Annotated in this window: 30 protein-coding genes and 1 pseudogene; 16 read left to right on the top strand and 15 right to left on the bottom strand. The window is 72.1% G+C overall.

Features of this window, described 5'->3' with window-relative positions:
- The first annotated feature begins 72 nt into the window (after positions 1-72).
- Positions 73-996, top strand: coding sequence for a hypothetical protein (locus tag ACFPZN_RS45450; RefSeq protein ID WP_378289370.1), 924 nt, complete (start codon positions 73-75; stop codon positions 994-996).
- A gap of 44 nt (positions 997-1,040) precedes the next feature.
- On the opposite strand, the gene ACFPZN_RS45455 is transcribed toward ACFPZN_RS45450, so the two are convergent.
- Together ACFPZN_RS45455 and ACFPZN_RS45460 are read right to left on the bottom strand one after the other, a co-directional pair.
- On the bottom strand, positions 1,041-1,733 hold the full coding sequence (locus ACFPZN_RS45455) for a hypothetical protein (RefSeq protein WP_378289372.1): 693 nt from the start codon (positions 1,731-1,733) through the stop codon (positions 1,041-1,043).
- On the bottom strand, positions 1,642-4,293 hold the full coding sequence (locus ACFPZN_RS45460; RefSeq protein ID WP_378289374.1) for a hypothetical protein: 2,652 nt from the start codon (positions 4,291-4,293) through the stop codon (positions 1,642-1,644). The genes ACFPZN_RS45455 and ACFPZN_RS45460 overlap by 92 nt, the downstream gene beginning before the upstream one ends.
- 211 nt (positions 4,294-4,504) lie before the next feature.
- Between ACFPZN_RS45460 and ACFPZN_RS45465 the strand changes: the two genes are divergently transcribed.
- A complete protein-coding gene (locus ACFPZN_RS45465) occupies positions 4,505-5,056 on the top strand; it encodes a dihydrofolate reductase family protein (protein ID WP_378289376.1) in 552 nt (183 codons plus the stop codon).
- Positions 5,057-5,094: 38 nt separating this feature from the next.
- Here the strand turns inward: ACFPZN_RS45465 and ACFPZN_RS45470 are convergent, their stop codons facing one another.
- Positions 5,095-5,652 (bottom strand): maleylpyruvate isomerase family mycothiol-dependent enzyme, encoded by a 558-nt coding sequence (locus ACFPZN_RS45470; protein ID WP_378289378.1) that lies wholly within the window; start codon positions 5,650-5,652, stop codon positions 5,095-5,097.
- 82 nt (positions 5,653-5,734) lie between these two features.
- On the opposite strand from ACFPZN_RS45470, the gene ACFPZN_RS45475 reads away from it, so the two are divergent.
- Positions 5,735-6,343 (top strand): TetR family transcriptional regulator C-terminal domain-containing protein, encoded by a 609-nt coding sequence (locus ACFPZN_RS45475; protein ID WP_378289380.1) that lies wholly within the window; start codon positions 5,735-5,737, stop codon positions 6,341-6,343.
- On the opposite strand, the gene ACFPZN_RS45480 is transcribed toward ACFPZN_RS45475, so the two are convergent.
- Together ACFPZN_RS45480 and ACFPZN_RS45485 are read right to left on the bottom strand one after the other, a co-directional pair.
- Positions 6,340-6,480: a hypothetical protein gene (locus ACFPZN_RS45480; protein ID WP_378289382.1), complete on the bottom strand. Its 141-nt coding sequence runs from the start codon at positions 6,478-6,480 to the stop codon at positions 6,340-6,342. The two genes, ACFPZN_RS45475 and ACFPZN_RS45480, sit on opposite strands and share 4 nt — an antisense overlap.
- 330 nt (positions 6,481-6,810) lie before the next feature.
- Positions 6,811-7,452 carry a TetR/AcrR family transcriptional regulator gene (locus tag ACFPZN_RS45485; protein WP_378289384.1) on the bottom strand — a complete coding sequence of 214 codons (642 nt, stop codon included), beginning with the start codon at positions 7,450-7,452 and terminating at the stop codon, positions 6,811-6,813.
- A 140-nt stretch (positions 7,453-7,592) separates the two neighbouring features.
- Between ACFPZN_RS45485 and ACFPZN_RS45490 the strand changes: the two genes are divergently transcribed.
- From ACFPZN_RS45490 to ACFPZN_RS45510, 5 genes are read left to right on the top strand one after another with little or no spacing between them, the layout of a single operon-like run.
- On the top strand, positions 7,593-8,426 hold the full coding sequence (locus ACFPZN_RS45490; RefSeq protein WP_378289386.1) for a TauD/TfdA dioxygenase family protein: 834 nt from the start codon (positions 7,593-7,595) through the stop codon (positions 8,424-8,426).
- 1 nt (position 8,427) lies between these two features.
- Positions 8,428-9,003: a nuclear transport factor 2 family protein gene (locus tag ACFPZN_RS45495; protein WP_378289388.1), complete on the top strand. Its 576-nt coding sequence runs from the start codon at positions 8,428-8,430 to the stop codon at positions 9,001-9,003.
- 31 nt (positions 9,004-9,034) lie between these two features.
- Positions 9,035-9,961 (top strand): TIGR03564 family F420-dependent LLM class oxidoreductase, encoded by a 927-nt coding sequence (locus ACFPZN_RS45500; RefSeq protein WP_378289390.1) that lies wholly within the window; start codon positions 9,035-9,037, stop codon positions 9,959-9,961.
- Positions 9,958-10,710 carry an SDR family NAD(P)-dependent oxidoreductase gene (locus ACFPZN_RS45505; RefSeq protein ID WP_378289392.1) on the top strand — a complete coding sequence of 251 codons (753 nt, stop codon included), beginning with the start codon at positions 9,958-9,960 and terminating at the stop codon, positions 10,708-10,710. The genes ACFPZN_RS45500 and ACFPZN_RS45505 overlap by 4 nt, the downstream gene beginning before the upstream one ends.
- 12 nt (positions 10,711-10,722) lie before the next feature.
- A complete protein-coding gene (locus ACFPZN_RS45510; RefSeq protein WP_378289394.1) occupies positions 10,723-11,697 on the top strand; it encodes a TIGR03621 family F420-dependent LLM class oxidoreductase in 975 nt (324 codons plus the stop codon).
- Between the two features lie 11 nt (positions 11,698-11,708).
- On the opposite strand, the gene ACFPZN_RS45515 is transcribed toward ACFPZN_RS45510, so the two are convergent.
- Both ACFPZN_RS45515 and ACFPZN_RS45520 read right to left on the bottom strand, forming a co-directional pair.
- A complete protein-coding gene (locus tag ACFPZN_RS45515) occupies positions 11,709-12,479 on the bottom strand; it encodes an SDR family NAD(P)-dependent oxidoreductase (protein WP_378289396.1) in 771 nt (256 codons plus the stop codon).
- A complete protein-coding gene (locus ACFPZN_RS45520; protein ID WP_378289398.1) occupies positions 12,476-13,231 on the bottom strand; it encodes an SDR family NAD(P)-dependent oxidoreductase in 756 nt (251 codons plus the stop codon). The genes ACFPZN_RS45515 and ACFPZN_RS45520 overlap by 4 nt, the downstream gene beginning before the upstream one ends.
- Before the next feature lie 75 nt (positions 13,232-13,306).
- Between ACFPZN_RS45520 and ACFPZN_RS45525 the strand changes: the two genes are divergently transcribed.
- A complete protein-coding gene (locus tag ACFPZN_RS45525) occupies positions 13,307-14,497 on the top strand; it encodes a cytochrome P450 (RefSeq protein WP_378289400.1) in 1,191 nt (396 codons plus the stop codon).
- 8 nt (positions 14,498-14,505) lie between these two features.
- Here the strand turns inward: ACFPZN_RS45525 and ACFPZN_RS45530 are convergent, their stop codons facing one another.
- The 6 genes from ACFPZN_RS45530 to ACFPZN_RS45555 form a co-directional block, all read right to left on the bottom strand.
- Positions 14,506-15,075 (bottom strand): TetR/AcrR family transcriptional regulator, encoded by a 570-nt coding sequence (locus ACFPZN_RS45530; RefSeq protein ID WP_378289402.1) that lies wholly within the window; start codon positions 15,073-15,075, stop codon positions 14,506-14,508.
- Between the two features lie 78 nt (positions 15,076-15,153).
- The gene (locus tag ACFPZN_RS45535) at positions 15,154-15,750 is read right to left on the bottom strand and encodes a cadmium resistance transporter (RefSeq protein WP_378289404.1); all 597 of its coding nucleotides are present in this window, start codon (positions 15,748-15,750) and stop codon (positions 15,154-15,156) included.
- 139 nt (positions 15,751-15,889) lie between these two features.
- On the bottom strand, positions 15,890-16,264 hold the full coding sequence (locus ACFPZN_RS45540) for a hypothetical protein (protein ID WP_378289406.1): 375 nt from the start codon (positions 16,262-16,264) through the stop codon (positions 15,890-15,892).
- 66 nt (positions 16,265-16,330) lie between these two features.
- Positions 16,331-16,933, bottom strand: a complete 603-nt coding sequence (locus ACFPZN_RS45545) for a response regulator transcription factor (protein ID WP_378289408.1) — start codon at positions 16,931-16,933, stop codon at positions 16,331-16,333.
- A complete protein-coding gene (locus ACFPZN_RS45550) occupies positions 16,930-18,057 on the bottom strand; it encodes a sensor histidine kinase (RefSeq protein WP_378289410.1) in 1,128 nt (375 codons plus the stop codon). Before ACFPZN_RS45550 ends, ACFPZN_RS45545 begins: the two co-directional genes overlap by 4 nt.
- A 20-nt stretch (positions 18,058-18,077) precedes the next feature.
- On the bottom strand, positions 18,078-18,296 hold the full coding sequence (locus tag ACFPZN_RS45555; protein ID WP_378289412.1) for a hypothetical protein: 219 nt from the start codon (positions 18,294-18,296) through the stop codon (positions 18,078-18,080).
- Between the two features lie 162 nt (positions 18,297-18,458).
- On the opposite strand from ACFPZN_RS45555, the gene ACFPZN_RS45560 reads away from it, so the two are divergent.
- The 4 genes and pseudogenes from ACFPZN_RS45560 to ACFPZN_RS45575 form a co-directional block, all read left to right on the top strand.
- A complete protein-coding gene (locus tag ACFPZN_RS45560) occupies positions 18,459-19,343 on the top strand; it encodes an ABC transporter ATP-binding protein (protein ID WP_378289414.1) in 885 nt (294 codons plus the stop codon).
- Positions 19,344-19,354: 11 nt separating this feature from the next.
- Positions 19,355-20,074, top strand: coding sequence for an ABC transporter permease (locus ACFPZN_RS45565; protein WP_378289416.1), 720 nt, complete (start codon positions 19,355-19,357; stop codon positions 20,072-20,074).
- 102 nt (positions 20,075-20,176) lie between these two features.
- Positions 20,177-20,944: an SDR family NAD(P)-dependent oxidoreductase gene (locus ACFPZN_RS45570; protein ID WP_378289418.1), complete on the top strand. Its 768-nt coding sequence runs from the start codon at positions 20,177-20,179 to the stop codon at positions 20,942-20,944.
- A pseudogene (locus tag ACFPZN_RS45575) lies at positions 20,941-21,226 on the top strand (sigma factor); the annotation flags it as partial. The gene ACFPZN_RS45570 and the pseudogene ACFPZN_RS45575, both read left to right, overlap by 4 nt.
- A 15-nt stretch (positions 21,227-21,241) precedes the next feature.
- Here ACFPZN_RS45575 and ACFPZN_RS45580 read toward each other — a convergent pair.
- Positions 21,242-22,948 carry an IS200/IS605 family accessory protein TnpB-related protein gene (locus tag ACFPZN_RS45580; RefSeq protein ID WP_378289464.1) on the bottom strand — a complete coding sequence of 569 codons (1,707 nt, stop codon included), beginning with the start codon at positions 22,946-22,948 and terminating at the stop codon, positions 21,242-21,244.
- A gap of 105 nt (positions 22,949-23,053) precedes the next feature.
- Between ACFPZN_RS45580 and ACFPZN_RS45585 the strand changes: the two genes are divergently transcribed.
- Both ACFPZN_RS45585 and ACFPZN_RS45590 read left to right on the top strand, forming a co-directional pair.
- Positions 23,054-23,770 (top strand): sigma factor-like helix-turn-helix DNA-binding protein, encoded by a 717-nt coding sequence (locus ACFPZN_RS45585; protein WP_378289420.1) that lies wholly within the window; start codon positions 23,054-23,056, stop codon positions 23,768-23,770.
- Between the two features lie 41 nt (positions 23,771-23,811).
- Positions 23,812-24,678: a TIGR03620 family F420-dependent LLM class oxidoreductase gene (locus ACFPZN_RS45590; RefSeq protein ID WP_378289422.1), complete on the top strand. Its 867-nt coding sequence runs from the start codon at positions 23,812-23,814 to the stop codon at positions 24,676-24,678.
- An 18-nt stretch (positions 24,679-24,696) separates the two neighbouring features.
- Here the strand turns inward: ACFPZN_RS45590 and ACFPZN_RS45595 are convergent, their stop codons facing one another.
- Complete coding sequence (locus ACFPZN_RS45595) at positions 24,697-25,452, bottom strand: SDR family oxidoreductase (RefSeq protein ID WP_378289424.1); 756 nt, start codon at positions 25,450-25,452, stop codon at positions 24,697-24,699.
- A 203-nt stretch (positions 25,453-25,655) separates the two neighbouring features.
- Between ACFPZN_RS45595 and ACFPZN_RS45600 the strand changes: the two genes are divergently transcribed.
- Positions 25,656-26,102, top strand: a complete 447-nt coding sequence (locus ACFPZN_RS45600) for a VOC family protein (protein WP_378289426.1) — start codon at positions 25,656-25,658, stop codon at positions 26,100-26,102.
- Positions 26,103-26,128 lie beyond the last annotated feature (26 nt).

A 26,128-nucleotide genomic window follows, 5' to 3' on the forward strand; every position in this document is an offset into this window, starting at 1 on the left:
CTGACGACCGGTCACCGTGCGGGACGGCGAAGCCCGTCTGTGTGTCGGAGGTGTGGACTAACGTGGCCGGGCATGGGTTTCGACACGAGCTTCCATCCCGTCGACCTGTCGCTGATCGAGAACCGGCTGCTGCCGTACCTCGCCGGTCACGGGCAGGACGACGCCATCGACGACCTGATCGCCGGCGCCGTCGCCCTGCGCAAGACCCGCTTCCGCGCCAAGGCGTGGGCGCTCGGCGCCCTCAAGTTCGAGCCCGCCGGTTTCGAATCCGATCTGCACGTGTGGGGGCGTCCGTTCTTCATCGTCGCGGACGGGGCCGAGCGGGTCGCGGAGGACGTCCAGCGTTACCTGGCCACGCCCAGCGACCAGGTGGACGATCTCGCGGCGGAGATGCTCAACCGGCTCGACCCCGCCCTGGCCGGGCGGATCGAACCCGACCAGGGCGGACGACTGCCCGACGACGCGGCCCTCGCCGACAGTCTCTCCGCGGCGATGCGGATCCTGCGCGGCGCCGCCCTCGCCCTGCGGGCCGGGGAACGGACCGTCCGCCACCCCGACGGCAGGGAGTTCGACGCGGCCGACCTGCTGGCCCGCGAGGTGCCCTACAACCTCCTCGACTTCGCCGCCGCCCTGCTGCCGGGCTGGATGTCGCGGGGCTACACCTGGCCCACCCGCCTGTACGGCGACGCCGGCATCGCCGATGAGGGCTTCACCTCCTCGGTCGCGCTGACCGGGCTGCTGCGCGAGGAGTTCCCAGGGCTGGACTGGCCGGCGCCGTCCCACACCATCGACTCCAACTACATGGTCGGCGGCCTGGTCCCCGCGTCCGACGTCGCCGGCGCCCGCGCGCACCTGAACCGCCACCGGCTCCGGCTGGACTGCGAGCCCTTCGACGCGCAGAAGATCGACGAGGCGATGGGCGTGGCCGAGCACCTCGGCGTCGCCTTCTGCGAAGCCACCGAACTGTACAGCGGCATGGAGGGCAACCTGAACTGACCACGGCCGCCGCCGGGGATCGCGGTGACAGCGGTCTGCCCTGGTCACTCCAGGTCTTCCCACGTCCAGGGAGCAGTGGCGGTCGTGTCCGGTTCCCGGCCGAATCGGAAGCGGTCCTGGTGGTCACCGATGTCCATGAACAGATCGAACCTGCCGGCGGCGGGCAACCGTTCGACCAGTGCGGCAGCGGGGCCATGTGCCCCGGCGTCCCGCAGGACGGCCAGCAGCTCCGCTACGGCGGCCGGGTGCCCGTGGGCGGCGGCTCGCTCGGCCAGCACGGCGACCTGGTCGCCCCGCAGGACGCTCAGCAGCTTCGCGACCTCGAATGAGCCGTCAAGGCAGACGTGCGAGGCGGCTCGCCCGGCCAACGCAGCCGCATCGTCGTCCGCCCCGGCCTCCCGCAGACCGTTCAGCAGGTCCGCCACGCTGTAGGCGTTGCCGAGGGCAGTGTGAGCGGCGGCTCGCTCGGCCAGCGCGGCGACCTGGCGGTCCGTCCCGGCCTTCCGAAGGCTGTCCAGCAGCCACCTTGCATCCTCTGGCTTGTCGGGAGTGATGCGGGCGGCACGTTCGGCCAGGACGGCGACCGGCCCGTCCGCCCCGGCCTTCCGCAGGCTGTCCAGCAACGCCGCCACGCCACTCGGGTCGTCAAGGGCGGCGCCGGTGGCGGCGCGTTCGGCCAGGAGTGCGGCCAGGCCGTCGGCTCCGGCCTTGCACAGGCAGTCCAGCAGTTTCGCCACGTTCCTCGGATTGTCGAGGGCGGTGTGGGTGGCGGCGCGTTCGGCTGCGGCCAGGCCGTCGGCTCCGGCCTTGCACAGGCAGTCCAGCAGTTTCGCCACGTTCCTCGGATTGTCGAGGGCGGTGTGGGTGGCGGCGCGTTCGGCCGGCCAGGAGAGCGGCCGGGCCGTCGGCTCCGGTTTGGCAAAGGGTGTTCAGCAGCCGTGCCACCTGGTCAGGCTTGTCGAGAGCTGTGTGGGCGGCGGCGCGCTCAGCCAGCGCGGCGGCCTGGCGGTCTGCCCCGGCCCTCTGCAGGGCGTCCAGCATGGTCGCTACGGCACGCGGGTCGTCGAGGGCGACGTGGGCGGCCGCCCGTTCGGCCAGCGCGGCGGCCTGGCGGTCCGCTTCGGCTTTCTGAAGGGCGTCCAGCAAGGTCGCCACGGCGCTCGGGTCGTCGAGGGCGACGTGCGTGGCGGCGCGCTCGGCCAGTACGGCGGCTGCGCCGTCCGCCCTGGCCTGCTGCAGAGAGCCCAGCAATACCTGCACGCCATATGGGTTGTCGAGGTTCGCGTGGGTGGCGGCTCGCTGGGCCAGTTCGGCGGCCGGACCGTCCGCCCCGGCCTTGCACAGGGTGTCCAGCAGCGTCGCCACGGCACGCAGATCGTTGAGGGCCGTGTGGGTGGCGGCGCGTCCGGCCAGTTCGGCGGCTGGACCGTCGGCACCGGTTTGGCGAAGGGTGCTCAGCAGCCATGCCACCTGGTCAGGCTTGTCGAGGTCGGCGTGGGTGGCGGCGCGTTCGGCCAGCACTGCGACCGGACCGTCCGCCTCGGCCTCTCGCAGGGTGTCGAGCATGACCTGCACGTCGTACGGGTCGTCGAGGTCGGCGTGGGTGGCGGCTCGCCGGGCCAGCTCGGCGGCCGGACCGTCCGCTCCCGCCATGCGCAGGCCGTACAGCAGTGCCGACACGTGGTGCGGCTCGTGCAGGGCCACGTGCGTGGCGACTCGCTGGGCCAGTGGTCTGATGTGGTCATCGGCCCCGGCCCTCAGGAGGCTTTTGATCAGCCACGCCACGGCGAGCGGGTCGTCAAGGGCGACGTGGGTGGCGGGGGCACAGGCCGCCAGCAGTACATCGATCTGGTCGTCGGCCCCGGCCTTGCGCAGGCTGTCCAGCAGCACCGCCACGGCGTAAGGGTCACGGGGGGCCGCGTGGGCCGCGGCCCGTCCGGCCAGTTCGGCGGCTTGGCCGCGGGCTCCGGCTTCCCGCAGGCTGTCCAGCAGCTTCGCGACGGCGAACGGGTCGTCGAGGGCGGCGTGGGCGGCGGCGTGCTGGGCGGGACGCTGGTCGGCAGGGTGCAGGGCGTGCAGGTTGAGGACGAGGGCGGCGGCGGCTTCGGCGTCGCCGTAGGTGGTCGCGATTTTGTGGAGTTGGGCGGCGACACGGTAAAGCCCTCGGTCCCGGGTGGCGTTGCCGAGGCTGGTCAGGTCGGCCGGTTGGGCGTGGGCGGCGGCCGCGTCCCAGAAAGCGGCCGGAGGGATCTGCCCGGTGCGGTGGCGGCGACCGTGCTGGTCGAGGTGGTCGGCCAGCCGGTACAGCGGCCCCGCCGCGTGGGGATCTGTGGTCGTGACCGGGGTGAGGATGCCGGTGATGCCGTCGCACGGGGCGGCGGCGTAGTCCAGGGCCTGCCGCAGCCAGTCGTCGCCGGTCTGCGTCCGCTGGGACTCGGTCAGGTAGCCGGGGGCGGCGTCGGCCAGGAGCCTCAGCGGCAGGTCCGGCCCGCAGCCCAGCCGACGAGCGTCCATCGCCGCCCAGATCAGCGCACGGGTCGCGCGTGGGGCGCGGGCGTAGCGCTCCCTCAGCACCCCCATGCCCGCCAGGTATTGCGTGATCTGCTTCTCGTCGGCGTGCTCGGCGGCCCGGCCCAGCCGCGGATCGTCAACGGCTTGGGCGGCAAGGGCGTTCAGGTCGGTGCCGCTGAAGGCTTCGGGCACCGTTATGGCATGCGCGTCCAGCAGTTCGCGGGCCTGGACGTGCACATCGGGTTCGTCGCGGCCGGTCAGAGCGTCCCAGTGGGCCGGCCGCAGGGTGGCCATCACCAGCACCGGGCCCTGTCCCGGCTCGCTCAGCAGGTTCCGGAGCCCTGCGGCGACCTTCTCCCCCAGCTTGTCGGGAGTCAGGTAGAGCTGGGCCTCGTCCAGCCACACCACCGTGTACGGCGCGATGTCGCCCGGACGGGTGAGATCGGCAGGCTGCCACAACCGCCATGGCTCGGCCCGCTCGCGGAGCAGGTCGAGGGCCTGCCAGCAGGCGCGGGTCTTGCCGGTCGACGGTCCGCCCACCAGTACCGCGACCTGGCTGGTCCCCTCGGCGGCCCGCGCGACGACCTCGCCCAGCCGCACGTCATGCTCGCGCGGCACGTACACCGGAAGGTCGGGCAGGTCAGGGGCCGATGCACCGATCGCCGGGCGGACCCCCAGCGAGAACGGGTCGGTCACCTCCTCCAACGGAAGCCCGGGCGCCGTGCGCGGCTCTGTCTCCTCGGCGCCGGTGACGTCCCGCGACGCATGGTCAGGAGCAGTGTCCACCCAACGCCACCCGTCCCGGCTCGACCCCATCCGTGTCCGCGCCATGACACCCGATCACCGAGCGCCCGTCAAGATCAGCTCCGTCCCGGCGTGCGGCCGGCGATTAGAAAATCTGTGCGGGCGCGTCGATCTATGGGGGCGTCGTTCGACCTGTGATTGACGGTACCCGTCCAGGGGCGCCCGTCCCGGACGCGATCAAAGGAGCATCCCGATGGGATTCATCAAGTCCAGCCTCTTCATCTCTCTCGACGGCGTGATCGAGTCGCCGGAGGCATGGCACTTCCCCTACTTCGACGACCAGATGGGCGCCGTCGTCGCCGAGCTGATGATCGAGGCGGAGGCGACCCTCCTCGGCCGGAACACCTACGACGGGTTCGCCTCCTACTGGCCGGACGCCGACCCCGCCGACCCGATGACCAAGGCCATGAACAGCGCGCGCAAGTACGTCGTGTCGAACACGCTGACCGAGGCGGCCTGGGAGAACTCCACGCTGATCAGCGGCGACGTCGCGGCGGAGCTGACCAGGCTCAAGGCCGGCACCCGGCTCGGCACCACCGGTAGCGCCGCCCTGGTGCGCTGGATGCTCGAACAGGGCCTGGTCGACGAGCTGCACCTGCTCGTGCACCCGATCGTCGTCGGACACGGCGCGAAACTCTTCACCGACGGCGCGACCGTGCCTCTGAAGCTGGTGTCCTCGACGACGTTCGAGGCCACCGGCGTGGTGCACCTCGTCTACGCGGGCGCGGACGCCGCCAAGGAGTGAGCGGCGGCCGGTCACCGGGCGCGGGGTCGGCCGGCGTGTCACGCCGGTGGAGACCAGCGGGGGTCACGGCCCAGGAGGGCGACGATGGTGTCCATCGTGGGACGGGACGGGTCCTCGGCGAGAGGTGGGTGGTAGGCGCCGCCGGGCTGGTTGAGAGGGCTGCCGGGCGCGGTGTTGGCTCGGGCGAGGGGCAATGCGATCTGGGTCAACCGGTCTGGGACGGCGGGTGCGGTCTGTAGCGCACGGGCCAGGTCCCAGCGGTGGACCAGCATGTCGACGAGGTGGACGCCGAGTACCCATTCGGTCGAAATCGGCCCTCTCCACGGCAGGTTCACGGTCTCGCCGGTCTGTTCGAGGGCGGCGACCCAGCGTGCGGTGATGCGGGGGAAGTCGTCGCGCGGGTCGCCGCTGTCTTCCAGGGGCGGCAGCACGGTCCGGGCGACGGCCTCGTGCCGCTCGTTCATGTGGTGGAGCAGATCCGTCACCGTCCAGCCCTCGCACGGTGTCGGGTTCGCCATCGCGGCATCGGGGATCAGCGCCACGTCGTGGCCGATCAGGGCCAGGGCCGTGGCGTCCGGCCGGAGCAGGTCGGTCATGTCGGGTTCCGTTCGAGTGGCGATATAGCGAACGCTCGTACGCCAAAAATATAGCGTACGAGCGTTCGCTATAGTGGTGGGCATGTCTCCTCGCCACTCGACCGTCGAAGCGGCCCGGACGCGGGAGCGGATCGTGCGGGCCGCGGTGGAGGACGCCTCGCGCCTGGGGCTGGAAGGGCTGACTGTCGGCTCACTCGCGCGGCGGCTCGGCATGAGCAAGGCGGGCCTGGTCGGTCCGTTCGGATCGCGGGAGCAGTTGCTCGCGGCCGCGCTCGAGCAGGCCGGTCAGGTCTTCCGCGCGGCGGTCACCGAACCGTTGGAAGGTCTGCCCCCGGGGCCGGGACGACTTGAGCAGCTGATCGACCGATGGGTGGACTATCTGGCCGACTGCCCGTTCCCCGGCGGCTGCTTCGTCACGGCCGCGTCGTCCGAACTCGACGGGCGTCCGGGTCCGCTGCGCGATCGGTTGCGGGAGATCGTCACGTCATGGCGGCGGCGGCTGGCCACGGAGATCGCCGCCGCCCAGGCCGAGTCGCCGGGGCGGCACCGTCCACCGGACGAGGTCGCCACGACCCTGATCGGCCTGTCCATGGCGCTCAACCAGGAGATTCAGCTGCTGGAGGATCCGTCGGCCGTGCCTCGAGCGCGCGAGGCCATGCGTCACGCGGTCGGCCTGGCCGTGGGCCCTTAGGGCGCCATGCCGGTCTCGCGCTGGAGGGTGGCGGTGGGGGTGGCGACCGTGATGGTGGCGAGGATTCTGGCGCGGGTGGGGCCGAGGAGTTCGGCCAGCGCGTTGGGGCCGGCGCGCGGCGGCGGCCTGTGGGGCAACGGGTAGACCATCACGGGGGGGCAGGGACGGGTCGGCGAGGACGACGGGTGCCGCCGAGCAGAACCATGAGGGGATCAGCCGCAGACCCCGGCCGCCGAGGTGGACGTCGAGGGGAATCGGGTAGCGGGCCTGGAGTATGCGGTCGGCCGGGTTCCAGAAGGCGAACGGCCGCAGGGCCGACAGCGTTTCGTGCGGCCAACGGCTCGAACCGCGGGGCGGCCTGCCGGAATCTGCTGGTGAAGGCGGGCGTGCACGTTCAGCACGCCATCACCGGCTGCCGCGAAGCGTTCAGGTAACCGAAGAACGTCGCCGGCGGCGATGCGAGCGGTTCACTGCTCGCATCCCCGCCTCGCCAGTGGCGCCGATTCCTCAGGTGCCGCCTGCAAGGCCGGGGACGGGGCTTCATGGGGCGGCCAACGCGTCAGGCGGTCCTCGATGAGGGCCAGTACCTCGTCGTGGCCGTCGGTGATGCCGAGCATGCCGTCCATGGACAGGATGCGGGCCAGTGCGGCGATCACGACGGTCGCCGCGGCGGGGGTCGGGGTACCGGGGTCCTGGGCGTCGCTGACCTGTTCGATGATCTCTCGCTGCTTCCGCCGGAATCTGCGGGTGTAGTCGGCCAGCTCGGTGCGGATGGCCTGCCGGTGGTTGGCCAGGGCGATGAACTCGATGGTCAGGGCGCTGCCCTGGGGTTCGCTGCTGACCTGCCACAGCGTGCGCAGCGGGTCGTCGGAGCGCGCCGCGTCCTCCAGCCGTTTGAGGCTGGCCTCGGCGCCGCGCCGGAAGACGGCCAGGAAGAGCTCGTCCATCGTGCCGAAGTGGTAGTACACCAGGGCCTGGTTGACGTCCGCCCTCGCGGCGACCTTGCGGGTGGTGACCGCCGCGTACCCGTCCTCCAGCATCAGCCGGGTCGCCGCGTCGATCAGCGCGGCCCGGGTCGTGGACTCCCTGGCCGGCGCGGACTCGCTCATGTCGCCTCGGATCTGCCGGTGTCGAGCACCCGGCCACTGTAGCGGGGCCTTGACCCGCACGATCCGCCGGTGTTAGGCATATGCCTAAGAAAGTCTTAGGCGAACGCCTAAGGCCCGCTGCTGTACATGGGAGGTGCGTGATGGCCGTCGCGTTCACCGGGCTGGAGCCGTTCGGTGTCGAGATCACGGGTGCGTCCGGCGGGCGGCTGGTCGATCGGCGGGCCGCGGACGAGTGCCGGGCGGCGCTGGACGAGCACGGGGTCGTGATCTATCGCGAGCTCGGCATCGGCGACGACGACCTGGTCGCCTTCACCCGGCTGCTGGGGGAGCCGGTGGTGGCCAAGACCAGCGAGCACCGGCATCCCGAGATCGACACGATCACGCTGGATCCGGCGAAGACGAACGCCGCGCTCGCCGCGGTGCGGAGGGGCAACTTCCACTGGCACATCGACGGTGCCACCATCGACGTCCCGCAGCAGGCCACGCTGCTCACGGCCCGGGAGGTCGACCCGGCCGGGGGCGACACCGAGTTCGCCAACACCTTCCTCGCCTACCAGGCGCTGCCCGAGAAGGAGAAGGCGGAGCTCGACGGCCTGCGCGTGGTGCACAGCTTCGCCGCCGCGCAGCTGCGCGCCAATCCGGAGGCGTCGGAACGGGAGCGTGCCGTCTGGGAGCGCGTCTCGCCCAAGGTCCATCCGCTCGTGTGGACGCGCCAGAACGGCCGCAGGTCGCTGCTCGTGGGCGCCACCGCGGGCGAGGTCGTCGGGCGCCCGCCCGAGGAGGGCCGGGCGCTGCTCGACCGGCTGACGGAATGGGCGACCCAGCCGCGGTTCGTGCTGCGCCACCGCTGGCGGCGCGGCGACCTGGTCATCTGGGACAACACCGGGATGCTGCACCGCGCGATGCCGTTCGAGCCGACGTCCCTGCGGCTGATGCACCGGACCACGCTCGTGGGCGAAGAGGCGGTGGCCTGAGATGACCGACGAGGAGTTCGAGGCGCTGCGCGATGACGTGCGGTACCTCAAGGACCGCGCCGAGATCCTCGACTGCGTCGCCCGCCACGCGCGCGGCTGCGACCGCCACGACGAGGAGCTGATCGGCAGCGCGTACCATTCGGACGGCACCGACGAGCACGGCTTCACGCTCAACTCCGGCGCCGACTACGCCGCCTGGGTCAATCCGACGCACGCGGCGACCTCGCAGGCGCACCTGCACAACATCACGACGCAGTCCTGCGAGATCGACGGCGACGTCGCCCACTGCGAGAGCTACTCGATGGTCGTCCTGCTCGGCCGGGACGGGCGGACCGCCCAGGTGATCAACGGGCGCTACCTCGACCGTCTCGAACGGCGCGACGGGCGGTGGCGGATCGCGCTGCGCCGCTCCACCGTCGAGGCCATGTTCACCGCGGACGCCTCCGTGCTGAAGTCGCCGTTCTTCACCGAGCAGGGCTACCTGAAGGGGACGCGGGACCGGGACGACCTCTCCTACCGGCGTCCGCTGCTCCAGGAGACGCCCCCTCCCGCTCGCTGGTCGGAGAGCGTCCGCTAGCCCGCCCCCACCTCACGACGAAGGACATCGCATGCGCATCGGCCTGACCGGCGGCGCCGCCACCCCCGACAAGATCGTCCAGCAGGCGAAGCGGGCCGAGGCGGACGGCTTCGCCTCGCTCTGGTACGCCAGCATCGTCACCGGCGACCCGCTGACCCCCATGGCCCTCGCGGGACGGGAGACCTCGGCGATCGAGCTCGGCACCGCCGTCCTGCAGACCTACCCCTGCCATCCGCTGCTGCAGGCCAACCGCACCGCCTCCGCCGCCGCCACGATGGGCCGCCCCGGGCTCACCATCGGCATCGGCCCCTCCCACGAGCCGATGGTCCGGGACGTGTACGGCATGTCCTACGACCACCCCGGCCGCAGCACCGAGGAGTACATCCGGATCCTCACCGGCCTCCTGCGCGGCGAGGACGTGGACTTCCAGGGCGAGGACTGGTCGACGCGCAGCGCCGGCCGGATGGCGCCCGTCGCCCACCCCGTCCCCGTGCTGCTGTCGGCGCTGTCGCCGCGGATGCTGCGCGTCGCGGGCCAGTACGCCGACGGCACGATCCTGTGGATGGCTCCCGTCAAGGCGATCGAGGAGCACATCGCGCCCCGGATCCACGCCGCCGCGTCCGCCGCCGGGCGTCCGGCGCCCCGCATCGTCGCAGGGCTGCCCGTGGCCGTCCACGACGATGAGGCACAGGCCCGGGAGGCGGTCGCCGCGACCGCCGGTGCGTACGCCGGGATGCCCAACTACCAGCGCATCATGGACATCGGCGGTGCCCGCTCCCCGGCCGAGGCGGCCCTCGTCGGGGACGAGACGTCCGTGCGCAAGCAGCTCCAGTCGCTCCTGGACGCGGGCGCGACCGACATCTGGGTCAACATCGTCCCCGTCGGGCCCGACCGCGCCGCCTCCAGCCGCCGCACCCGCGACCTCCTCCGCGACCTCGCAGGCGGGGCGGCGGAATGAGCGGGGGACGGCTGGCCGGCAAGGTCGCGGTGATCACCGGCGCCGGTTCGGGCATCGGACGGGCGAGCGCCGAACTGTTCGCGCGGGAGGGGGCGAGGGTCGTCTGCGCGGACGTCAGCGGCGAACAGGAGCGGACGGCCGCCGGCATCGGGGACGCGGCGGTCGCGGTGCACGCGGACGTGAGCGTCTCCGCCGACGTCCGGAACGCGATCGCCACGGCCGAGCGGCGCTTCGGGAGGCTGGACGTCCTGTTCAACAACGCCGGGATCGGCGGCCCCAAGCGGCCGATCACCGAGCAGGACGAGGAGGACTACGACCGCGTTCTCGACGTCAACCTCAGGAGCGTGTTCCTTGGCATGAAGTACGGGATCGCGGCCATGCTCCGCACCGGCGGCGGGTCGGTCATCAACACCGCCTCGGCGGCCGGGCTGGTCGGCTGGAGGAAGAACGCGCTCTACGGCGCCTCCAAGGGCGGTGTCGTCCAGATGACCAAGGCGACCGCTCTGGACTTCGCCGACCAGGGCGTCCGCGTCAACGCCCTCTGCCCCGGCATGACCTGGACCGCTCTGGTCCCGGCGGCGAAGGACGGGGCGCCCCCGCCCGCCGATGGTTTCGCCCCGCCGCAGCCGATGGGCCGGTGGGGCCTGCCCACCGAACTGGCCGCGGCGGCGCTGTTCCTCGCCGGTGACGAATCGTCGTTCGTCACCGGGGTGGCGCTCCCGGTCGACGGCGGCTACGTCTGCGAGTAGGAGGCGACCGGGATGCGACCGTTCCGTTTCGGGGTTCAGACGACGACGGCCACGTCGGCGGGGCAGTGGCGGGATCTCGTCCGCAAGGTCGAGGAGCTCGGCTATTCCACGCTGTTCCTCGCCGACCACTACATCGGGCCCGGCCCCGTGAGCGACCGCACGTTCCTGCGGCCGCAGCACCTGGCCCCGATCGCGGCGATGGCCGCGGCGGCGGCGTGGACGTCCACGCTTCGCGTGGGCTGCCGCGTCTTCTGCGTCGACTACCACGTGCCCGCGGCGCTGGCGAAGGAGGCCGCGACGATCGACCTGCTCTCCGGCGGCCGCCTCGAACTCGGCCTCGGGGCGGGCACGAACGGCGGCGAGTACGCGGCCATGGGCCTCGCCTTCGAGGACGCTCCGCGCCGGGTCTCCAAGCTCGAGGAGGTGGTCGCCCTCATCAAGGCGCACTCGACCGGTGAGCCGATCGACCAGGACGGCGCCCACGTCAAGGTCGGCGGCTACTCCGGCCTCCCGCTCCCGGTGCAGCGCCCCCACCCGCCGATCATGATCGGTGGCTCCCGGAAGAGGGTGCTGTCGCTCGCGGCCAGGGAGGCCGACATCGTCAGCCTCGCCAACGTCCCGTGGACCCCGGTCAACGACGCCGGTCTCACCCCGCCGCAGGAGGCGCTACGGCGGTCCCGCCTGGTCCGCGACGCCGCGGGGGAGCGGTTCGCGGCACTGGAGCTGGAGAGCTCGCCCTACGTCCTGGAGGTGACCGGCGACGCCGGCGAGGCCCTGGAGCGGTGGGCGGCCCGCCTGCGCACCGCCGTTCCCGAAGTCCGGGCCGAGACCCTGCGCGACCATCCCAACGTCCTCGTCGGTTCCGTCGGGGAGATCGTCGAACGGCTGCGGGAGCGCCGCGAGACGCTGGGCGTCAACTACGTCACCGTGCCCAGGAAGCAGATCGACGCCTTCGCCCCCGTCGTGGCCGAGCTGACCGGCACTTAGAGGCCGTCCGGTCAGACTCCCGCGGGGCCGGGCCCGCCATGGATGTAGAGGGTCTGGCCGGAGCAGAAGCTGGAGGCGTCGGAGGCGAAGAACAGGACCCCGTAGCCGATCTCCTCGGGTTCGCCGAGGCGGCCGGAGGCGTTGGTCTTGCCGATGGCGTCGAGGTCGTGCCCGTACCGCTCGGCCTCCTCCAGCAGGGTCGCCGCCCGCACGGCACCGACGGCGATCGTGTTCACCCGGACGCCCTTGCGCGTCCAGGTCGCGGCCAGGGAACCGGTGAGGTTGTTCACCCCCGCCTTCGCGGCGCCGTACGGGGCCGCCTGCGGCATGGCCAGCAGGCTCGCGCCGGACGAGATGTTCACGATCGCGCCCCCGCCCTGCTCGATCATGGGCTCGGCGGCCGCCCGGGACAGGAACCACACGCTGCCGAGGTTGAGGGCCAGGACCCGGGTCCACTCGTCGTCGGTCCACTTCATGGGCGACTTGGTCTCCGCGCCGCCCGCGTTGTTGACCAGGATGTCGAGCCGCCCCATCCGCTCGACGGCGGTGCCGACGAGCCGCCGGCACTGCTCGGGGTCGGTCACGTCGGCCGGCACGGCCAGCGCCCGGCGGCCGAGCGCCTCGATCTCCCGCGCGGTGGACTCCAGCGGCTCGGGGCGCCGTCCCGCGAGGACGACGTCGGCGCCGTGCGCGGCGAGCACCAGCGCCGTGCCGCGGCCGATGCCGGTGCCGCCGCCCGTGATGACGGCCACCCGCCCGCCGAGATCGAATCTGCCGCTCACGTGACCGCACCTCCGTTGACGCCGATGACCTGGCCGGTGACGTAGCCGGCTTCGTCCGAGCACAGGAACGCGCACACCGCCGCGATGTCGTCGCCGGTGCCGAGCCGTCCCGCCGGGACCATCCGGGCGAGCGCCTCCGGGCCCGGCAGCCTTCCGGCCTCCTGGTTGTTCCGCAGCATCGGAGTGTCGGCCGTGAAGGGCGGGATCGTGTTCGCCGTGATCCCTTTCTTCGCGTATTCGAGGGCCACCGTTTTGGTGAGCGCGATGACGCCGCCCTTGGACGCCGAATAGTGCGCCTGGCGGGGCACGCCGGTCTGCCCCGCGGCGGACGAGATGGTGACGATCCGGCCCCAGCCCGCGGCCGCCATGTCGCCGATCGCCGACTGCAGGCAGTGGAAGGTCCCGGTGAGGTTCACCGCGATGGTGCGGGCCCAGTCGTCCGGCGTGACCTCGTCGAACGGCACGAACCCGGACACGCCCGCGCTGGTGACCAGGATCTCGATCGGCCCCAGCGCGGCGCGCACCGCGTCGAAGGCCCGGTCGACCGCGGCCCGGTCGGACACGTCGACCTCGCCCGCGACGGCCTCGCCGCCCCGCGCGCGAAGGCCGTCCGCCGCGCGCGCGGCGGCGTCCCCGTCCAGGTCGAGCACCGCGACGCGGCCGCCCCGCCGGGCGAGCCGCTCGCAGATCGACAACCCCAGCCCGGACGCGCCGCCCGTCACCACCGCCACCCGATCCGACCGTTCTCCCACGGGCCCTCCTTTCTTCGACTATACGACCGTACAGCATATGCTATACGATCGTGCAGCACCGTTCGAGGAGGAGAAGTGAGCGATCTCTATTACGACCCCTACGACGTCGAGATCGACCGCGATCCGTACCCGATCTACCGGCGGCTGCGGGACGAGGCGCCGCTGTACTACAACGAGCGCCACGACTTCTGGGGGCTGAGCCGCTTCGCCGACGTCGACGCGGCCCTGAAGGACGTCGCGCGCCTCAGCTCGGCCAAGGGCGACATCCTGGAGGTCGTCAAGGCCGATCCGGTCATGCCGCCCGGCGTGTTCATCAACGAGGACCCGCCGCGGCACACCGTCCACCGCGCCCTGGTCGCCCGAGCCTTCACGCCCCGGCGGATGAGGATGGTGGAGGAGAAGGTGCGCGCCTTCTGCGTCGCGTGCCTGGACCCGCTGACCGGCTCCGACCGGTTCGACTTCGTGGCCGATCTCGGGAACGAGCTGCCGATGCGCGCGATCGGCATGCTGGTCGGCATCCCCGACGCCGAGCAGCCCAAGGTGCGCGACCACGCGCAGCGCAGCCTGCGCAACCAGCCCGGCGAGCCGCTACCGGTCGACAAGGACCACTACTTCGACGGCGACATGTACGCCGACTACGTCGCCTGGCGGGAGCGCAACCCCTCCGACGACCTCATCACCGAACTGCTCGCCCTGGAGTTCGAGGACGTGGACGGCACGGTCCGCCGGCTGTCCAAGGACGAGATCCTCACCTTCCTGGCGGTGATCGCCGGAGCCGGGGTGGAGACCACCGGGCGCCTGTTCGGCTGGATGGGCAAGGTGCTGGCCGAGCACCCCGGCCAGCGCCGCGAGCTGGCCGAGGACCGCTCCCTCATCCCGAACGCGATCGAGGAGCTGCTGCGCTACGAGCCGCCCGGACCGCACGTGGCCCGCTACGTCGCCGAGGACGTCCGCTACCACGGCACCACGGTCCCGGCCGGGTCCGCGATGCTGCTCATGGTCGCCTCCGCCAACCGGGACGAGCGCCGCTTCGAGGACCCGGACCGCTTCGACATCCACCGCGCCATCGGCACGCACGTCACGTTCGGGCACGGCGCCCACTACTGCCTGGGCGCGGCGCTGGCCCGCATGGAGGGACGCGTCGCCCTCGACGAGGTGCTGAACCGCTTCCCCGAGTGGGAGATCGACCTGGCCGGCGCCCGTCGCTCACCCACCACGACCGTCCGGGGGTGGGACGCGATGCCCGCGATCATCGCCCGGGGATGACGATGTCCTCAGGAGGGCTCCACTGAGTCGAGGAACTCCTCGAACTCCGCCATCACCCCGGCGTGCTCGGAGGAGATGCCGACGCCCTCCTCCAGCCGCACCAGCTTCGGGATCCCCGTCACCAGGAACAGCAGCGTCCCCGGTGACAGGTTCCCGAGCGTGACGGGCCGCTCGCGGGACGCCTCGGCCAGCGCCTCGGTCTGCAGCCGCCGCAGCCGCTCCGCCCACTCGGCGATCTCCGCGCGGATCGACTTGCGGTGGTTGCCCAGGGCCAGGAACTCGGTGGTGAGCGCCGCCGCCGACTCGTCCTTGCTGTACTCCCACAGGACGTGCAGCGGTCGGTCGGCACGGGTCCGCAGGTCTTCGGCCAGCTTCTCCAGGTTCTGCCCGGACCGCCGCCGGACCGCCGCGACGAACAGCTCGTCCAGGGTGGGGAAGTAGTACTGGACCAGCCCCGGGGTCACGCCCGCCCTGGCCGCCACGGCGCGGTAGGACACGCTGGCGTAGCCCGTCTCCAGCATCAACCGCTCGACGCAGTTGAGCAGGAGATCCCTCGTCTTGGACGTCTCGGCGCCCACGCGCCGGGAGGATGCCATGCACGACCTCGCTCTCACCCTGCACGGGCATTGTCGCAGACCAGCCGATCACACCGCCGTTCAGAGGCCGAAGGCGCCGCCCTCGACGAGGATGAGCAGGCCGATGCCGATCAGGACGACCGGCAGCAGGACGTGGCCCCATCGGCTGAGCGCCCTGGCGACGAGGGGGCGCGTGGCGAAGAACCGTCCCGCCGCGCACCACACGGCGACCAGGACGAGGAACACCGCGGCGTACACCGCCATGCCGCCGGTGCCGGCGGTGGCGAAGACCGGGACGTACACGCCGATGTTGTCGCCGCCGTTGGCGAAGGTGACCGCGGCGACCTCCAGGACGCCCGGTCCGCCTTCCCGCCGCTCCTGCTCGCCGTCGTCCTTGCCGCGGTGCCTCCACGCCTGCCAGGCCGCCTTCAGGCCGAGGGCCAGCGGCAGCAGCCCCAGGTAGGGGACGGCGGACTCGGGCAGGAACGTCGCGCCGAACGCGGCGGCGATGGCGACGGCCAGGATCGCGGCGAACCCGAGGTACTGGCCGATCACCACCCGGCGGCCCGCTCCGGGGTGCCCGGTGGCCTGGGCGTAGAACAGCGCCAGGATGAGGATGTCGTCGATGTTGGTGACGGCGAACAGGCCGGCGGCCTGGCCGACGATTCCCGGGTTCACGTCCGGCCGCCGTGGCCGGAGGAAACGGAACACTGCATGATCTGATCAACCCTCGGAAGTCGTAGTGGGGGGACACGGGTGCGCCCAGGGCGGAGCGGGGCCGGGGCGGCGGCGCGGGCGGGCGCACGACGAGTGCTGATCAGCAGCGAAGGACGCGCAGGAGGCTGAGCGCCGGCTGGAGCACGGCCAGCCGGTTCCAGGTTCCGGACCGTCCGCCGGGCGGCCCGCGCTCCGACGGCACCGTCCACGCGGGCGCCGCGAGCCAGGGGACGTCCCAGGCGAAGACCGGAGACAGGTCCGGGAGCGTGTCGCGCGGCGGCATGGTGACCTCGTCCGAGGTCATCTCCTCGGGACCGGGCCGCTCAAGCGCCCCGGCGGAGGACGTCCCGCCCGACGAGGACACCGTGGACGGCGTCTCGCCCGCCTGCCGGGACAGCAGGCCGTTGGGCATCACGAGGTACACCAGCAGAGCGGCGGCCATCACGATGACGACACCCCGCACCCGCCGTGCCACCGCGCCTCCCATGATCCAGCCGCATCAAACCCTCCCATACCGGCCGCCCTCGCGTTCGGTCCAGGGTTACAGCCAGTCGCGTTCGCGCGCGTACCGTGCCGCTTCGTGGCGGGTGCGGGTCTGGGTCTTCTGCATCGCGTTGGAGAGGTAGTTGCGCACCGTGCCTTCGGCCAGGTGCAGGTGGGCGGCGATGTCGGCGACCGAGTAGCCCTCGCCGGTCTCCCGCAGCACGTCGATCTCGCGGTCGGTGAGCGGGCAGTCGTCGACGACGGCGAGCGCGGACACGTCCGGGTCGATCCAGCGCCTGCCCTCGTGCAGGGTCTTGATGACCGACGTGATGTGCGCCGGTTCCGCGGACTTGCTGACGAAGCCCTGGACGCCGAGTTTCAGTGCCTTGCGGAGCACGCCGGGCCTGGCGTGCCGGGTCAGCATGAGGATCACCTGGTCCGGACGCTCGCGGCGGATCTCCGCGACGGCGCCGAGCCCGTCCACGCCGGGCATCTCCAGGTCGATGACGAGCACGTCGGGCCGGTGCTCCAGCGTGGCCCGGACGGCCGCCGCACCGTCCTCCGCCTCGGCGAGCACGGTGATCTCGCCTTCGAGCGGGAGCAGCGCGGCCAGCGCCTTGCGGAGGAGGGCCTCGTCGTCGGCGAGCACCACGCTGGTCATCGGCCCTCCCGTGCCTCGGGACGGAGCCGCGGGAACGCCGCGGCCGTCAGGAAACGCCCGTCCTTCTGCTCCACCGTCAGCTCTCCTCCTTCGCCCACCACCCGTTCCCTGAGCGTGGCCAGGCCCCTGAGCTCGGGGAGCGGGGCCTCCTGGACGCCATCGTTGACGATGGCGATGCCCGACCTGGACAGGGTGATGCGCACCTGCTCGGCCTGCGCGTGCCGCAGGATGTTGGTCGTCGTCTCCCGGAGGACCTGGCCGAGCAGCTCGTTGGCGCGCGCGTCGACCTCGGCGTCGCGGTCGACGCGCACGCGGATGCCCGCGGCCTCGAAGAGGTTCTTCGCGTTCTCCAGCTCCGCGGAGAGGTTGAGCCGCCGCTGCGCGTAGGCGAGCTCCTTGGTCTGCGTGATGGTGTCGCCGACCAGGGCGCGCACCTCCCGGAGCTCCTCGGCCGCCCGGTCGACGTCGCTGCGCAGCAGCTTCTCGGCCAGCGAGGTCTTCAGCTTCACCACGTGCAGCGTGTGCCCCTGGATGTCGTGCAGATCGCTGGCGAAACGGATGCGCTCCCGGGCGACGGCGAGCTCGGCTTCGCGTTCCCGCGACTCGTCCAGCTCCGCGACGAGGTCGTAGAACGCCTGGCCGGCGAACAGGAAGCCGGTCACCACCACCGTGACGCCCGTCGGGATGAGGACGTAGGAGATCAGGACGTCGGGCGCGTCCTCCGACGACACCAGCAGCCTTGTCGCGCCCACCGCGGCGACGAACGCGACCAGCCCGGCGGCGGCCGCGCCGCGGTGGCGCGGCAGCTTCGGGGCGTAGACGGAGCCCACGACGCAGAGGCCGTAGTACGCCGTGTGGCCGCCCACCACGAGCGCTCCGGCGACCCACACCGCGGCCGCGACGATCAGGCAGTAGAGCACGACGCGGGGGGTGCCCTTCGCCCGCCACCGCGCGGCGGCCACCAGCGCCGCGCCCAGGCCCAGGCCCAGGATGACGGCGTGCCACCACGTCTCGGAGTCGGTCACCACCAGCAGCGCCCCCACGGGGGCGACGGACACGACCATCGAGGTGACGTTCAGCCTGTCCAGCCGTCTCCACGGCCCGTCCTCGCGCTTGGACGTCATGCGTGCCCCCCGTTCCGGCGTCACCGCCGAGTCTTCATGCTGAGCAGCGGCAGCGCCAAGGCGCTCGCCCCGGTGAGGGCCGTGGCCGTCCACATCAGCCACTGGTTCTCCTCCAGCCACGACTCCATCCCTCCGGGGAAGAGGCCCAGGCCAAGGTAGTGGACGAGGAACGCCACGCAGACCAGGACGAAGACGGCCAGGTTGGCCGTCAGCAGCAGGCGCAGTGGTCTGGTGTCCATCGTGGCTCTCCGGGATAGCACAGCAGAGTCCACCCCAGCATTCTTCGCGTTCGGCGGTGCCGACAGTGACACCGCGTCATGCCTTCACCCGGAGAAACGTCATGGTCAAGTGGTGACGCGGTCCCACTGCCCGGCGGGCGCGGCGGCGGCTGGAATCGGTGCATGACCTCCACACCAGTCATCGACGTCGAACGTCTCAACCTCAAGTACGGCGACTTCCACGCCGTGAAGGACGTGTCCTTCCAGGTGCGGAGCGGGGAGTTCTACGCGCTGCTCGGCACGAACGGGGCGGGGAAGACCTCGACCCTGGAGATCATCGAAGGCCATCGCACCGCCACCTCGGGGACCGTGCGGGTGTTCGGGCATGACCCGCGCGACCGCCGCGCCGTGCGGCCCAGGATGGGCGTGATGCTGCAGGAGAGCGGCTTCTCACCGGATCTGACGGTGAAGGAGTCCGTCCGGCTGATCGGGAAGCTCAGCGGGCGCGCGGACACGGCCGAGCGCGTGCTCGGGATCATCGACCTCACCCGCAAGGCCGGCACCAAGGTGTCCCAGCTGTCCGGCGGCGAGAAGCGGCGCCTGGACTTCGCCACCGCCGTGTACGGGGCGCCCGAGCTGATCTTCCTGGACGAGCCCACCACCGGCCTGGACATCCAGTCCCGGGACGACCTCTGGGGCGCCGTGGACAAGCTCCGCGAGGACGGCTCCACCATCGTCCTCACCACGCACTACCTGGAGGAGGCGCAGCAGCGGGCCGACCGCATCGGGCTGATGCACAAGGGCGCCTTCCACCGGGAAGGGACCGTCTCCGAACTGACGCGGACCCTCCCGTCCACCATCCGCTTCGCCCTCGCGGGCGACCCGCCGGCGCTGCCGCTGCGGGCCACGCTCGAAAGCGACGGCAGGTTCCTCGTCGAGACCTTCGACCTGGCCAGGGACCTCTACACCTTGCTCCACTGGGCGCGGCAGCACGCGGTGGAGCCGCGGGACCTCGAAGCCGGACCGACCCGCCTCGACGACGTCTTCCGCTCCATCGGCAGCGAGTGAAGGGACTTCCCATGCTTTCCATCGCGCTCAGCGAGCTGATCCAGATCTTCCGGAACCGGCTGGTCCTGGTCACCAGTCTCATCATGCCCGTGGCCGTCAGCGCGCTCTTCATCCGCCAGCACGAATCCTTCGCGAAGCTGGGCAGCCTCGGCTATATCGCGGCGGTGCTGGTGTTCACCGTCGGGGCGTTCGGGCTCTACGCCACCGCGGTGACCACGCTGGCCGCGCGCCGGCAGAACCTCTTCCTCAAGCGGCTGCGCTCCACCGCGGCGGGCGACGCCGGCATCCTCACCGGACTGCTGCTCCCGGTCACCGCCATCTCGCTCGTCCAGGTGGTCGTGCTCCTGACCGTGCTGGGCGCGGTCGCCGGCGGACCGGCCGACCTCCTGCTGCTGGCGGCGGCGATCCTCGCGACAGTGATCATGATGATCGGGCTGGGCCTGGCCACGGCCGGGCTGACCAACTCCCCCGAGCACGCCCAGGTGACCACGCTGCCCGTCAGCCTCGGCACCATCGCCGTGGCCAGCTGGGTGGGGATCAGCGGCACCGAGGAGCTCGCCCTGCTCAAGCGGCTGCTCCCCGGCGGCTCGGCCACCGAGCTCGTCGTCAACGCCTGGAACGGCGGCGTCCCCGTGGCGGACTCCCTGCTCCTGCTGGCGCCCACGCTGGCCTGGGTCGTGGTCGCCGTCGCGCTCGCGTCCCGGCTCTTCCGCTGGGAGCCGCGCCGCTGACGCCCTTTCCGCTCGCATGTCACAGGAGGCGGGGCTGTCTCGTCTCGGGTCTCGACGACGGAGTCCGAGACGAGCACACCCTCCCACGGCAAGGAGCCGATCATGAACGAGCGGGCCGCACACCGGAAGGTCGCCCTGGTCACGGGCGCGAACAAGGGGATCGGCCGCGGGACCGCCGAGCGACTCGCGGCGCTGGGCGCGACGGTCCTCGTCGGCGCCAGGGACCCGCGGCGCGGCGAGGAGGCCGCCGCGGCGCTGCGCGCGGCGGGCGGCGACGCGCACGCGGTCGCCCTGGACGTCACCGACCCCGCCACCGTCCAGGAGGCCGCCCGGCGGATCGGGGAGCGCTTCGGCCGCCTCGACGTCCTGGTCAACAACGCCGGCATCACCGGCTCCGGGCAGGTCTCGCCCGCGGACGCCCACGATCAGGTCCCCAGTACCGTCGACCTGGACATGGTCCGGACGGTGTTCGAGACCAACGTGTTCGGGGTGATCGCGGTGACCAACGCCATGCTGCCGCTGCTGCGGCGGTCGCCGGCGGCGCGCGTGGTCAACGTCAGCAGCCACGCCGCGTCGCTGACCCTCGGCAGCGACCCGGACGGCCCCCTGGCGGGACTGCTGCCGTCGGCGGCGTACGCGCCGTCCAAGAGCGCCCTGTCCGCGCTGACCGTGCAGTACGCCAACGAGCTGCGGAAGGACGGCATCCTCGTCAACGCCGTCGCGCCCGGTTTCGTCGCCACCGACAGCAACGACCACACCGGGTTCCTCACGGTCGAGCAGGGCGCCTCGGTCGTGGTGCGCCTGGCCGTGCTCGGCCCGGACGGGCCGACCGCCGGGTTCTTCGGCGAGGAAGGCCCGGTGCCCTGGTGACCGCGCCGGAAGGGGCCGGGACGGGCCGGGTCGAGGAGTTCCAGGAGTTGCGGCCGCTGCTGTTCTCGATCGCCTACCGGATCCTGGGCAGCGTGAGCGAGGCCGAGGACGCCGTCCAGGAGACCTGGCTGCGTTACGAGTCGTCCACCGCGCGACCCGCCTCGGCCAAGTCCTTCCTGTCGGCCGTGGTGACCCGGATCTCGATCGACGTGCTGCGCTCGGCCCGCGTCCGGAGGGAGGAGTACGTCGGGCCGTGGTTCCCCGAGCCGCTGCTGACCGACCGTTCCTCATCAGTGTTCAGGAGTGGGTCTTGGGCCCACGTCCCGAAACTGCGCGCATCCCGAACGGTGTTGGATGCGCTGGTTCCCCGCGTTCTCGTTGCCCGGTCCGGCGACGTGCATCACGTGCACGGTCCGGGCCGGGTCGGCGGGGTCCCTCACGCCCCGAGGCGTCCGGTCGGGCCTGGGCGGTCCGATGCCCCGCACGATCGCTCCGGTCGTGCGGGGGCGGTGCCGTCCGTCGCCGGATCGGATGCCCCAGGGCGCGTCGCCCGATCGCGATGCTTGCCGCATCGTGCCGGGAAATTTCACGATCAGGAGTGCACAGCGGCTTCTGCCAGTGCTGCGCACCCCACTTGCTGGTGTAGGCCGGATCCACGGCCACGATCGCCAAACCGTGCCCGGCTGCCATCGAGACCAGGCGGGCCTTGAGCCTGGCGGTGGGAAAGCCGGAGATCAGCTGCCGGAACTGCTTGCGGCGCCCGTGCTTCTCCCGCGTCTTCTCGCCCGCGAAGTCCAGATCCTCGACCGCGATGGCCGTGACGCCGCGGCGGCGGGCCCAGTGCAGCAGGCGGGTGATGGCATGCCGGATTTGGGCGTCGCGGTGGGACGCGGTGCCGGTCAGGTCGTGGCCGAACCTCATCGGGTCCCCGACCGGGTTGCCGCAGGCGTCCAGGTGCCAGGCGGCGAAGTGGTCGGCGTTGGTGTCGACACCGATCACACCGCGGGCGCGTGCGGCGTCCAGGGGGACGGCGTGGACGGGGCCGCGCTGCCAGGAGGCGGTGAGGTACCAGCGGTCCCGGTCCCGGTCGGGGTCGTGGTGGATGCGGTAGGCCACCGCCCGGTTCGCTTCGATCCGGTCGGCCCACTCGGCGCCCCGATGCTGAAAGGCGACGCGGGCGGACAGGACGTACCGGCCGTGCGCAGCATTCGCCAGATGCGCCAGCGGGGCGGGGAGCCGGATCGACACCTCACCATCAGGGGTGACACGGAGGGTCTCGTTGCCGAACCGCTTCCCGCTCTCACCGTCAGCCTGCAGAAACGACCGTCCGGCCTCCCACCGCTCCCGCCACTCCCGCCCGGTGAGCCCGGCATCATCCAGATGATGCCGGGCACGAGCCAGTTTCCCACCGCCCCGGACGACGTGCACGATCCCGGCATCGCGGTCGGCCTTGGCGGCCGCGAGCCGGTCTTGCAGGACGCCCAGGCGGCGGGACTTGGCGAACCACTCCCGCCGGGACCGGTACCCGCCCGGCGCACCCTTGGCGCCCTTGGCGCCGATCAGCAGCGACAACCGGTGTTCCAGCGTCCCGACACCGGCCTGGAGTCCCCGGATGTGCGCGCTCTGGCTGCGGCGGGCCAGGGCCCACTGGTCGTGGGTGGCCTTGGTGATGCTCCCGGCCCACCGCGCCGACGACTCCCCCGTCAACTCCCGCTTGCGCGCCGCCCACCGGCCCGGATCATGATCCAGGCCATCGCCGCACCGGAGCTTCAGATCCCGGGACGCCAGCGACCCCAGATGCGCCCCCGCACGCCGCAACACCCGCTCGTCGGCCGCGGTGAGGCCCTTGAGACGGTCACGCACCGCCACCCCCGACGGGCCCGCCACCACGAACGACGGCGCGACCGGACGCAGTCCGCTCCCCGTGGCCTGGTCCTCGTGGCTGCGAGCATGGCGGCTGGCCGCCTCGGCGGCCACTCCACCACAAACAGCGGTACGTGACATGACGAACACTTTAAGTAAGAGTATTCGAACATGCAATCGACTTGCGTTGATCGCATTCCCTGGCAACACCTCCCGCAGGGACCTTCTGATCGTTCATTGACACTCATGAACACTCAAACGCCAAAAGTTCCGCACCTCTACCAGGACCCGCAGCGCTCGGCGGAGCTGGCCGACTCGGTGTCGATGGCGGCCCTGCTGCTGCTCGAACGGCTCAGTCCGCTCGAACGCGCGGTCTTCGTGCTGCGCGAGGTGTTCGGGTTCGGGTTCCCCGAGGTCGCCTCCGCCGTGGGGCGCTCGGAGGCCGCGTGCCGCCAGCTCGCGGTACGGGCGCGCCGCCACATGGAAGCGGGCCGTCCCCGGTTCGAGGCCGGCCGGGCCGAGCGCGAGGAGCTCGCCGGGCGGTTCCTGGACGCCTTCCGGGACGGGGACGTCGACGCGCTGACCGTGCTGCTGGCCGCCGACGTCCAGATGGTCGGCGACGCCGGCGGCAAGGCCCCGCAGTGGGCGGACCGCTTCGCCGGCGTCGAGAACGTGGCCCGGGCGCTCGCCGCGCTCGTGCCGCTGTTCGCCCGCATCGGGGCCCGGGTGGAGCCGCACCAGGTGAACGGCCGGCCGGGCGCGATCTTCCGTGACCGGGACGGCAAGGTCCTCAACACCTGGGCGCTCGACGTCCTCGACGGGCGGATCCAGACGATCCGGACGGTGAACAACCCCGACAAGCTCGGGCACTTGGGCCCCGTGGCGGACGCCTGGGCCGCCCTCCGCGAAGGCGGTGGTGCAGCGCGTACCCCGGGGCGCGGCCGCGATCGGCGGGCGCTCTAATATCGACGTCGAAAACAAAACTGCCTAGGGCGGGAGTCGGGATGGGCGACGAGAGCGGCACGCGCGGCGGGCTGCCCGGCGGTGTCGGGCTGTGGGGCGGGTTCCTCGACCGCCTGCCGGTCGCCGAGGCGGTCGCCGCCGTCCGGGACGTCGAGCACGCGGGCATCGGGACGGTGTGGCTCCAGGAGTACAGCGGCGTCGACCCGTTCGTACGCGCCGCGCTCTACCTGCAGGCGACCGACCGGCTCACCGTGGCGCTCGGCGTCGCGACGATCCACGCGCGCGACCCCGAGGCGATGGTGGCGGCGGCCTCGACCCTGCACGAGGCGTTCCCCGGACGCTTCGGGCTCGGACTCGGCGCGAGCCACCGGCACCTCGCCGAAGCGCGCGGCGGCGCGTACGCACGGCCGCTGAGCGCCATGCGCGAGTACCTCGCCGCCATGGACGCCGCCGCCGGGCGCCGCACCCTGCCGCCCCGGTTCCTCGGAGCGCTCGGCCCCCGGATGATCGAGCTCGCCGGCTCGGCCACCGACGGCCTGCACACCTACTTCGCCCCGGTCGCGCACACCGCGGCCGCCCGGGAGGCCGTCGGCGACGGCGCGTGGATCGCCCCGTCGCAGATGGTCTCCATCGGGGAGCCCGAGGCCGTCCGGCACTACCTCCAGCTGTGCCTCGGGATGCCGAACTACCGGCAGAACCTCCACCGGTTCGGCTTCTCCGAGGAAGACCTCGACACGACCGGCGACCGCCTCGTCGACGCCCTCGCCGTCTCGGACGATCCGTCCGCGCTGCGGACCCGCCTCGACGAGCAACGCGCCGCCGGGGCCGACCACGTCGCGCTGCAGCTCGTCCCGCCGCCTCCGTCGGCGACCGTCCTCGAACGCGTCGCCGCCGGGCTCGTTCCCTGAGCCGACCGGCGGCCCGCGCTAGACGAACTGCTGGCCGCCGTCGATGTCGTAGGTCGCGCCGGTGAGCGCCGTGTTGCTCATGAGGTGGACGGCGAGCGCGGCGACGTCGGTGGGGCCGACGACGCGGCCGATCGGGAGCGTCGCCCGCAGCTCGTTCCGGCGCTCCTCCACCCGGTCTCCGAGCAGGGCTGCCGACAGCGGCGTGTCGACGAATCCGGCGGCGATGAGGTTGACGCGGACGGGGGCGAGTTCGAGCGCGAGCGCCGCGGTGAACGGGGGCAGCGCGGCGGTGGCGGCGGAGGCGATCCCGAGGCCGTGGCCGATGCGGCGGCCGCCGGTGCCGCCCATGAGCAGCAGCGCGCCCCCGGGCCTGATCTTGGCGGCGGCGTTGCGCGCGACCTCGAGCCCCAGCACCAGGTGGTCGCTGACCGCATCGCGCACCTGGTCCGCGTCCATCTCGAGCAGGGGACCGTAGCGCGGGCCGCCCGCCGTGACCATCACATGGTCGATCGGCCCCGGCAGGTCCTGGAAGAAGCCCTTCAGGGAAGCCGGGTCGTGAGCGTCGAAGGCGGCGGTGCGTCGCGTTCCGAGGTCTTCTGCCGCCTGCTTGAGCCGGTCGGGGTCGCGGCCGGTGATGACGACCTCGGCCCCTTCGGCGAGGGCGCGCCGGGCCGTCGCGAACCCGATGCCCGCGCTGCCGCCGATCACGACGACGGTCTGCCCGATCAGTTCCGGTTCGCGGTGGACGGAACCGGGAGCGGTCGCGCTGGTCATGGTGCCCACCCTCATCGCCGCCGCCGACGGATGAAAGCCCGCACCGGCAAATAACCGCCATTCCAGGTAAAGGCGGGCCGAAACGGAGTCACTCCCGCAGGCTTTCCCCGATTATTTGCTGAAATTTGTCGACTTCGGGCAATGGGGGGCGTGAGGTTGGAGGTCAGGATCGGGCCAGCCGTCACCGGGGGAAAGGAACCGACATGGTGGAGACCAAGCTCGAGGTCGTGGTCCTGCCCGTCGCCGATGTGGACCGCGCCAAGGACTTCTACACGGCACTGGGCTGGCGGGAGGACGCCGACGTCACCACTGGTGACGATTTCCGGGTGGTGCAGATGACGCCGCCCGGTTCGGCGTGCTCGGTCATCTTCGGCACGGGCGTCACCTCGGACGCGCCGGGCTCGGCGCACGGCCTCCACCTGATCGTGGACGACATCGAGGCGGCCCGCGCCGAGCTGGCCGACCACGGCGCCGAGATGAGCGAGGTCTTCCACGACACCGGCGGCGTGTTCCACCACGCCGGGTCCCGGGAGCGGGCCTCGGGCCTGGCCCCGGACCGGACGAGCTACGGCTCGTTCGCCTCGTTCAGCGACCCCGACGGCAACGGCTGGTACCTGCAGGAGATCACCACGCGCCTGCCGGGCAGGTGATCGGGCGAGGCGCCCCGCGCGAAGAG

The sequence above is a fragment of the Actinomadura rugatobispora genome (assembly GCF_042656285.1).
GTDB lineage: Bacteria > Actinomycetota > Actinomycetes > Streptosporangiales > Streptosporangiaceae > Spirillospora > Spirillospora rugatobispora.

Bases quoted from the DNA above. Each gene is read 5' to 3' on its own strand.
- ACFPZN_RS45450 (WP_378289370.1), top strand. From the start codon at position 73: ATGGGTTTCGACACGAGCTTCCATCCCGTCGACCTGTCGCTGATCGAG.
- ACFPZN_RS45465 (WP_378289376.1), top strand. From the start codon at position 4,505: ATGGGATTCATCAAGTCCAGCCTCTTCATCTCTCTCGACGGCGTGATC.
- ACFPZN_RS45470 (WP_378289378.1), bottom strand. From the start codon at position 5,652: ATGACCGACCTGCTCCGGCCGGACGCCACGGCCCTGGCCCTGATCGGC.
- ACFPZN_RS45475 (WP_378289380.1), top strand. From the start codon at position 5,735: ATGTCTCCTCGCCACTCGACCGTCGAAGCGGCCCGGACGCGGGAGCGG.
- ACFPZN_RS45485 (WP_378289384.1), bottom strand. From the start codon at position 7,452: ATGAGCGAGTCCGCGCCGGCCAGGGAGTCCACGACCCGGGCCGCGCTG.
- ACFPZN_RS45490 (WP_378289386.1), top strand. From the start codon at position 7,593: ATGGCCGTCGCGTTCACCGGGCTGGAGCCGTTCGGTGTCGAGATCACG.
- ACFPZN_RS45495 (WP_378289388.1), top strand. From the start codon at position 8,428: ATGACCGACGAGGAGTTCGAGGCGCTGCGCGATGACGTGCGGTACCTC.
- ACFPZN_RS45500 (WP_378289390.1), top strand. From the start codon at position 9,035: ATGCGCATCGGCCTGACCGGCGGCGCCGCCACCCCCGACAAGATCGTC.
- ACFPZN_RS45505 (WP_378289392.1), top strand. From the start codon at position 9,958: ATGAGCGGGGGACGGCTGGCCGGCAAGGTCGCGGTGATCACCGGCGCC.
- ACFPZN_RS45510 (WP_378289394.1), top strand. From the start codon at position 10,723: ATGCGACCGTTCCGTTTCGGGGTTCAGACGACGACGGCCACGTCGGCG.
- ACFPZN_RS45545 (WP_378289408.1), bottom strand. From the start codon at position 16,933: ATGACCAGCGTGGTGCTCGCCGACGACGAGGCCCTCCTCCGCAAGGCG.
- ACFPZN_RS45550 (WP_378289410.1), bottom strand. From the start codon at position 18,057: ATGACGTCCAAGCGCGAGGACGGGCCGTGGAGACGGCTGGACAGGCTG.
- ACFPZN_RS45555 (WP_378289412.1), bottom strand. From the start codon at position 18,296: ATGGACACCAGACCACTGCGCCTGCTGCTGACGGCCAACCTGGCCGTC.
- ACFPZN_RS45560 (WP_378289414.1), top strand. From the start codon at position 18,459: ATGACCTCCACACCAGTCATCGACGTCGAACGTCTCAACCTCAAGTAC.
- ACFPZN_RS45565 (WP_378289416.1), top strand. From the start codon at position 19,355: ATGCTTTCCATCGCGCTCAGCGAGCTGATCCAGATCTTCCGGAACCGG.
- ACFPZN_RS45570 (WP_378289418.1), top strand. From the start codon at position 20,177: ATGAACGAGCGGGCCGCACACCGGAAGGTCGCCCTGGTCACGGGCGCG.
- ACFPZN_RS45580 (WP_378289464.1), bottom strand. From the start codon at position 22,948: ATGTCACGTACCGCTGTTTGTGGTGGAGTGGCCGCCGAGGCGGCCAGC.
- ACFPZN_RS45585 (WP_378289420.1), top strand. From the start codon at position 23,054: ATGAACACTCAAACGCCAAAAGTTCCGCACCTCTACCAGGACCCGCAG.
- ACFPZN_RS45590 (WP_378289422.1), top strand. From the start codon at position 23,812: ATGGGCGACGAGAGCGGCACGCGCGGCGGGCTGCCCGGCGGTGTCGGG.
- ACFPZN_RS45595 (WP_378289424.1), bottom strand. From the start codon at position 25,452: ATGACCAGCGCGACCGCTCCCGGTTCCGTCCACCGCGAACCGGAACTG.
- ACFPZN_RS45600 (WP_378289426.1), top strand. From the start codon at position 25,656: ATGGTGGAGACCAAGCTCGAGGTCGTGGTCCTGCCCGTCGCCGATGTG.